This is a genomic window from Rhabdothermincola sediminis (assembly GCF_014805525.1).
Taxonomy (GTDB): Bacteria; Actinomycetota; Acidimicrobiia; order Acidimicrobiales; family Acidimicrobilacustridaceae; genus Rhabdothermincola; species Rhabdothermincola sediminis.
Map to the genome: position 1 here is coordinate 111,109 of NZ_JACFSZ010000013.1, position 6,390 is coordinate 117,498.

The 6,390-nt window shown below is 71.8% G+C and carries 6 protein-coding genes; 5 read left to right on the plus strand and 1 reads right to left on the minus strand.

All coding sequences use genetic code 11. The features are described 5' to 3' along the window. Positions 1–67: 67 nt before the first annotated feature. Positions 68–865, minus strand: coding sequence for an SDR family NAD(P)-dependent oxidoreductase (locus tag HZF19_RS11870; RefSeq protein WP_208028999.1), 798 nt, complete (start codon positions 863–865; stop codon positions 68–70). A gap of 22 nt (positions 866–887) precedes the next feature. On the opposite strand from HZF19_RS11870, the gene HZF19_RS11875 reads away from it, so the two are divergent. Genes HZF19_RS11875 through HZF19_RS11895 form a run of 5 tightly spaced genes read left to right on the plus strand, consistent with a single transcriptional unit; the run spans position 888 to position 6,291 of the window. After that, positions 888–1,736, plus strand: coding sequence for an SDR family NAD(P)-dependent oxidoreductase (locus HZF19_RS11875; protein WP_208029000.1), 849 nt, complete (start codon positions 888–890; stop codon positions 1,734–1,736). Between the two features lie 28 nt (positions 1,737–1,764). Then, positions 1,765–2,892, plus strand: a complete 1,128-nt coding sequence (locus tag HZF19_RS11880; RefSeq protein WP_208029001.1) for a lipoate--protein ligase family protein — start codon at positions 1,765–1,767, stop codon at positions 2,890–2,892. Next, the gene (locus HZF19_RS11885) at positions 2,889–3,710 is read left to right on the plus strand and encodes an SDR family NAD(P)-dependent oxidoreductase (protein ID WP_208029002.1); all 822 of its coding nucleotides are present in this window, start codon (positions 2,889–2,891) and stop codon (positions 3,708–3,710) included. The genes HZF19_RS11880 and HZF19_RS11885 overlap by 4 nt, the downstream gene beginning before the upstream one ends. Beyond that, positions 3,707–4,936, plus strand: coding sequence for a zinc-dependent alcohol dehydrogenase (locus HZF19_RS11890; protein WP_208029003.1), 1,230 nt, complete (start codon positions 3,707–3,709; stop codon positions 4,934–4,936). The genes HZF19_RS11885 and HZF19_RS11890 overlap by 4 nt, the downstream gene beginning before the upstream one ends. After that, on the plus strand, positions 4,933–6,291 hold the full coding sequence (locus HZF19_RS11895) for a class I adenylate-forming enzyme family protein (RefSeq protein WP_208029004.1): 1,359 nt from the start codon (positions 4,933–4,935) through the stop codon (positions 6,289–6,291). Before HZF19_RS11890 ends, HZF19_RS11895 begins: the two co-directional genes overlap by 4 nt. Positions 6,292–6,390 lie beyond the last annotated feature (99 nt).

The window sequence follows — 6,390 nt, forward strand, 5'->3', positions numbered from 1 at the left end:
AGGTGTCGGGCCCCCAACCGACGAGAGAGCGTACAAGAGGACCGGGCGGTCCGCCTCGGAGCACCCCTCACGTGACGAAGGTCCCCTCGACGCTCCGCCGCCAACCACCGGCCGCGCGGTTGCCGCCGTCGACGTGCAGCGTGGATCCGGTGACGAACGACGAGGCGTCGCTGGCCAGGAAGAGGGCCGCTGCGGCCACATCGTCGACGTGACCCGCGTACGGCAGCGGCGTGCGAACGGGAAGCTCGCCCACCCCGGGTGTCGGGATCACGTCGGGCGCGATGGCGTTCACGCGCACGTGCCGGTCGCCGAGCTCCAAAGCCAGGCTCATCGTGAGGTTGGCCACCGCGGCCTTCATCGCCGCGTACACCGCGAAGCCCGGGGCGGCGCGATGGGCCTCGATCGAGGTGATGTTGATGATCGACCCGCCCCCACCACGGGTGTCCGGGACAGCAGGCGGCAGGTGCGGCACCACCGCCCGGATCATGGTGGTCACGCTGGTGAAGTTCTCGTGCACGAGAGCGTCCTGACCCTTGTCGCTCACGTCGAGGAACGCGGCGGCGAACCCACCGCCCGCGTTGTTGACGAGCACGTCGATCCGGCCTGCGGCTGCGGCCACCTCGTTCACCCACGCACGCACCGGGCCCGGCTCGCGCACGTCGAGCACCCCGGCCCACGCGCGCCGGCCCTCGGCTTCACATCGGGCCGCGACGTCCGTCAGCAGCTCGCCGTTGCGGTCACAGATCGCGAGGTCGGCACCCGCGACGGCGAAGCAGTGCGCGATCGCGGCCCCGATGCCCTGCGCCGCGCCGGTGATCACCGCCACCTTGCCGGCGAGGCTGAACGCACCGGGGCCGAGCACCATGGGGCGACTCTAGAGTGCGCACATGGGATACGACGTGGACGGCAAGCGGGTGCTGGTGACCGGCGCGTCGGCCGGCATCGGCTCGGCCGTGGCTCGAGGGATGGCCGAGCGCGGGGCGATCGTGGGCATCTGCGCCCGGCGGGCGGACCGGCTGGCCGAGGTGCTCGACGACTGCCAGCGCTACTCGCCGCAGTCGCGCAGCTGGGTGGTCGACCTCGCCGATCTCGACAGGGTGTCGTCGTTCGCGCTCGAAGCCGACGACGCCCTCGGCGGCATCGACGTGCTGGTGAACAACGCGGGGATCCCGAAGCGGCGTAAGGTCCAGGCCCTCACCGTGGAGGAGATCGACGCGGTGATGGGCCTCAACTACCTCTCGCCGGTGCGGCTGATCCTGGCCCTGCTCCCCCGGATGCTGGCCCGGGCCGCCGAGGGGCGCGAGCCGGCCCACATCGTGAACATCTCCTCGGTCGCGGCCCGCCTGAGCCCCCCAGGTGAGGCCGCCTACGCGGCCTCGAAGGCCGCGCTGACCGCGTTCTCCGAGTGCCTGGCCGCCGAACTGTGGGATCAGCCGGTCGACGTGCACCTGATCAACCCGGGCGTGATCGACACCGAGCTGTTCGAGCTGCCCGGCAACGACCCGCTGCTCGCCACGGACATCGAGCCGTTGCCCCCGGCGCTGGTGGCGGACCTGCTCGTCGAGCAGCTCGATCGGGGCGCGTTCGAGCTGTACGTGCCGGAGTGGTTCCGCGACCTGTTCGCGGTGAAGGCCGGCGACATCGAGGGCTTCATCGCCGGGGCCGCCGAGTACCAGCGGCAGCGGGAGGCCGAGGCCGGCGCCGAGGCCGGCATCGGAGCCACACCAGAAACCTGACGCTGGTGTCATGCTAGGTTCGCCGGCGATGGCAGCCACGGCGGTGCCGCAGACCTGGCGCTACCTCGACCTCGGCCGACAGGGCCCGTACGAGAACGCCTCGGTGATGCCGGTGCTCGCCCGCTCCGTGGCCGAGGGCTCGGGCCCGATCGCGCAGACCAGCGTGTGGGGAAGCACCCATCTCAACGTGGGCTGGTTCGACGACGTGGATGCCACGCTCGATCTCGAGCGCTGCCGCGAGCTCGGCGTGTCGGTCGTGCGCCGCCAGCTCTACGGCGGCGGCACAGCGTTCTACGACGCGGGATGCGCGGCGATGTGGGGGTTCCTGCTCCCGAAGGACCCGAACGATCGGGCCGACCTCGACGCGCTGCTGGAGCGCTTCCAACCCGTCCTGCTCGATGCGCTCGAACGCATCGGCCTCGGGGAGGTGGGCTTCGAGGGCTCCAGCGACCTGCGCTGGCACGGTCGCAAGCTGGGCGCGCTCACCGCCCAGGACGTCATGGTGTGCACGTCGGTGGGCGGGTTCCTGAACCTGGCCAAGCCCGACATCGACCTGTACCTGCAGGTGGTGCGCATCCCCGACGAGAAGTTCAAGGACAAAGCGGTCAAGGACATGCGCGAGTACGTGTGCACCGCGGAGGAAGTGGCCGGCCATCCCGTCACCTACGAGGACTTCCGCGACGCGCTGCTCGGCGCGCTCGCGGATGCCGGCATCCGCCTCGAACCGGGGGGCCTCACCGAAGGCGAGCAGTACGGGCTGTCGAAGATCTCCGCCCGGGTGGGCAGCGACGACGCCATCCGCCGGGTGTCCTCGAGCCGGTTCCGGGAGTCCGCTCCCGCGGGGGCGCGGGTGGGCTTCGGCAACCACAAGGGACGCAAGCTCTGCCGAGCAGGCGTGGCGCTCGACGAGCGGGGTGTCATCGTGGCGGCGATGATGGCTGGCGACATGCACGTCTCCCCCGGCGACGTGATGGACCGGGTGGCTGCCGCGCTGGTGGGCGCCGAGTCGAACGACACCACCGGGCTGCGGGAACGGATCGCGAGGGTGTTCGAGTCCGGCGACGTGCACCAGGCCGATGAAGCCATGGGCGTCACCACCGACGACCTGCTGGCCGCGCTGCGCAAGGCGATCGAGGACGCCGAGGCGCCAGGATGAACGTCGGCGGGGCGACGGTGCTGGTGACCGGGGCCTCCTCTGGTATCGGCGCCGCCCTGGCCGTGATGCTCGCCGACCGGGGAGCCACCGTCGGCCTCGTGGCCAGACGCGAGGACCGGCTCCGAGCGGTGCTGGATCGCTGCCGGCTCTCCTCACCCCGCTCCCAGATGTGGGTGGCCGACCTCGCGGATGTCGAGGGAGCAGTGGCGGTGCTCGACGAGTCGTGGGAGGCCTTCGACGGCCTCGACGTGCTGGTCAACAACGCCGCCATCCCCAAGCGCCGCGACGTGCGGACACTCAGCCCCGGGGAGCTCGACGAGGTGATGCGGGTGAACTTCACCACCCCGGCCCGGCTGTCCCTGGCGGTGCTGCCCCGGATGCTCGAGCGCGACCGGGGCCTGATCGTGAACGTCTCGAGCGCCGGCGGGCGGATCGGCATCCCCCACGAGGCGGCCTACTGCGCGTCGAAGTTCGCTCTGTGCGGGTGGAGCGAGGCGATGGCCATGGACCTCGCCGGCACCGGGGTACGGGTGCGGCTCATCATCCCCGGGGCGATCGCCACCGAGATCTGGGAGCGGCCCGACAACGAGCCGTCGTTCTACCGGGGACCGTTCGAGCCACCGGAGACGGTGGCCGCGGGCATCATCGACGCCTTCGACAGCGACCGCTTCGAGCACTACCTGCCCGGAGACATGAAGGCCGTGGTGGAGTTCAAGACCACCGACATCGACACCTACCTCACCGGCGCGGCCGCCGTCGCGGCGGCCGAAGCCCGCGCGGCCACCGAAGCCAGCCCCGGGGGGACGGACCAGCCGTGAAGGCACTGGTGTTCATGACCGACCCCGAGCCTGTGCCGCCGCCACCGGCGGGCACCCCCCGGCTGGTGCGACACCTGGCCACCACCCCGATGAAGATCGAGGAGGTTCCCGACCCGGTGCTGCTGGCCGACGACTGGCTGGTGCTCCGGACCCGCTTGGCCGGCATCTGCGGGTCGGACACCAAACAGGTGCTCATGGACTTCGACGACGCGGGCGACAATCCCATGACCGCATTCATCTCCTTCCCCCAGGTGCTGGGGCACGAGGTGGTGGCCGACGTGGTGGAGGTCGGCCCCGCGGTGGGCGACGTCGCGGTGGGTCAGCGGGTGGTGCTCAACCCGTGGCTGTCGTGCGCGCCCCGAGGCATCGACCCGCCCTGCCCCGCGTGCGCAGCCGGCGACTACAGCGCCTGCTGGAGCTTCCTCGACGGTCGTCTGGCGCCGGGTATCCACAGCGGCAACTCCCGGGACGCCACCGGTGGGTTCGCCGAGTACCTCCCGGCGCACCGGTTGATGGTGGTGCCGGTGCCCGATGGCGTGCCCGACGAGGTGGCCGTGCTGGCCGACCCGTTCTCCGTGTCGTTGCACGCCATCTGCCGCAACCCTCCACCCGACGGCGGTCGCGCCGTTGTGTACGGCGCGGGTGCGCTGGGCACCACCGCGACCGCCATCCTGCGGGCGTTGCATCCCACGGTGGAGGTGGCCACCATCGCCCGCTGGCCGGCGCAGGCTGCGCTGGCCGCCCGTCTCGGGGCCACCGTGTTCGACCCCGAGCCTCGCCACGAGCTGATCGAGGCGCTCGCCGGGTGGTCGGGGGCGCCGGTCCGGCGCCCCTGGGAGGGCCTGCCGGTGCTGTACCCGGGCCACATCGACTGCGTCTACGACACCGTCGGCGCACCCGAGACGGTCGAGGTCGGCATCCGGGTCCTGGCGCACGGGGGCAAGCTGGTGCAGCTGGGCGTGTCGTCGCCGGCTCGCTTCGAGTGGACCCCGTGGTACTTCAACGAGCTGCAGCTCGTCGGCTCCAACGCCTTCGGCGTGGAGGAGCTCGAGGGCCGCCGCCGGCACGCCATCGCCCACTACCTCGACCTGGTCGCAGCCGGCCGCATCGACCTGTCGGGCATGCTGACTCACCGGTTCCGGCTCGACCAGTGGCGCGACGCGTTCCGGACCCTCATCGATCAGGGCTCGACCGGGGCCATCAAGGTGGCCTTCGACTTCCGGTGAGCGCGCTCCCGGCGAGCCTGCCCACGCTGGAGGAGCTGCTCGGACACTGGCCTCAGGGCCGCAGCCTCGGCGCCCGGTTGGCCGGCGGGTTGCGGGCCCGGGGGGTCCGACGGGGGGACCGGGTCGCCTGGCAGCTACCCAACGACGATCGGGTGATCGCGCTCTACCGGGCATGCTGGCGGCTGGGCGCCGTGGCTGTGCCGCTCCATCACCGGGTGGGTCCCGCCGAGCTCGCCGGGGTGCTCGCCGAGGTCGGGCCGGCGGTGGTGCTCGCCTCGTGGGACGAGCTCGACGCCCTGGCCTCCTCGAGCGAGCCCTACACGGGCCTCGACGCGGACCTCGAGGACGATGCGGTGGTGCTGTTCACCGCCGGGTCCACTGGCGCACCGAAGGGGGTGCGACACACCCACCGCTCCCTCGCCTACAAGGCCCGATCGATGGTGGAAGTTCACGGCCTGCGCCCCGAGGACGTGGTGCTGATGCCGGCACCGCTCGCACACATCTCCGGCCTGCTGAACGGTGTGCTGGTGCCGGGGGCGGCGGGCATGGCCAGCGTGCTGATGCCCCAGTGGTCCCCGCAGGAGGCGCTCGATCTGATCGAGCGGCACCGGGTGTCGTTCATGGTCGGCCCACCCACCTTCTTCGTGGACCTCATGGAGTCACCCGCGTTTCGCCCTGCCGCGGTGGCTTCTCTCCGGCTGGTCTCCTCGGGCGGAGCGGGGGTGGCGCCGGCGTTCGTGGACCGGGCGACCGAGCAGTTGGGCGCCGTGGTGAAACGCTCCTACGGCTCGACCGAAGCACCCACCGTCGCCACCTCGGTAGAGGGGGACGATCCGGCCCTGGTGCGGGTGCACGACGGCCATCCCGTGGGTCAGGCGGAGCTGCGCCTCGACGACGGAGGGCAGCTGCTGGTGCGCGGCCCCGAGCTGTTCGCCGGGTACCTGTCGCCGCAGCAGACCCGAGCGGCCATGGTCGACGGCGGATGGTTCCAGACCGGCGACCTGGCCGTGATCAGCGCCGACGGGTGGCTCACGATCACCGGTCGCCTCAAAGCGCTGATCATCCGCGGCGGGGAGAACATCTCGATCGCGGAGGTGGAGCGAATCCTCGAGGAGCATCCGGCGGTGAGGCGAGCCGCGGTGCTCGGTGAACCCGACGAGCGCCTCGGCGAACGGGTCGTCGCCGTGGTGGTGGCACCGGGTGGATTCGACCTCGAGGAGTGCCGCGGCTGGTTCGCACGCCGGGGAGTGGCCCGGTTCAAGACCCCCGAGCGGGTGGTGGTGGTCGATGAGCTGCCGGTGAGCGCGACCGGCAAGCTCGACCGGGCGGCGCTGCGCAGCTTGCTCAGCGGATGACGGCCTGCACCTCCACCACCCGCACCGGCACGCTCGACGAACGCTCCAACACCCCCAGATCCCCCGCCTCACCCGTGCTCGCCACCCAACCCACCGCAT

Bases quoted from the DNA above. Each gene is read 5' to 3' on its own strand.
- HZF19_RS11875 (WP_208029000.1), top strand. From the start codon at position 888: ATGGGATACGACGTGGACGGCAAGCGGGTGCTGGTGACCGGCGCGTCG.
- HZF19_RS11870 (WP_208028999.1), bottom strand. From the start codon at position 865: ATGGTGCTCGGCCCCGGTGCGTTCAGCCTCGCCGGCAAGGTGGCGGTG.
- HZF19_RS11885 (WP_208029002.1), top strand. From the start codon at position 2,889: ATGAACGTCGGCGGGGCGACGGTGCTGGTGACCGGGGCCTCCTCTGGT.
- HZF19_RS11880 (WP_208029001.1), top strand. From the start codon at position 1,765: ATGGCAGCCACGGCGGTGCCGCAGACCTGGCGCTACCTCGACCTCGGC.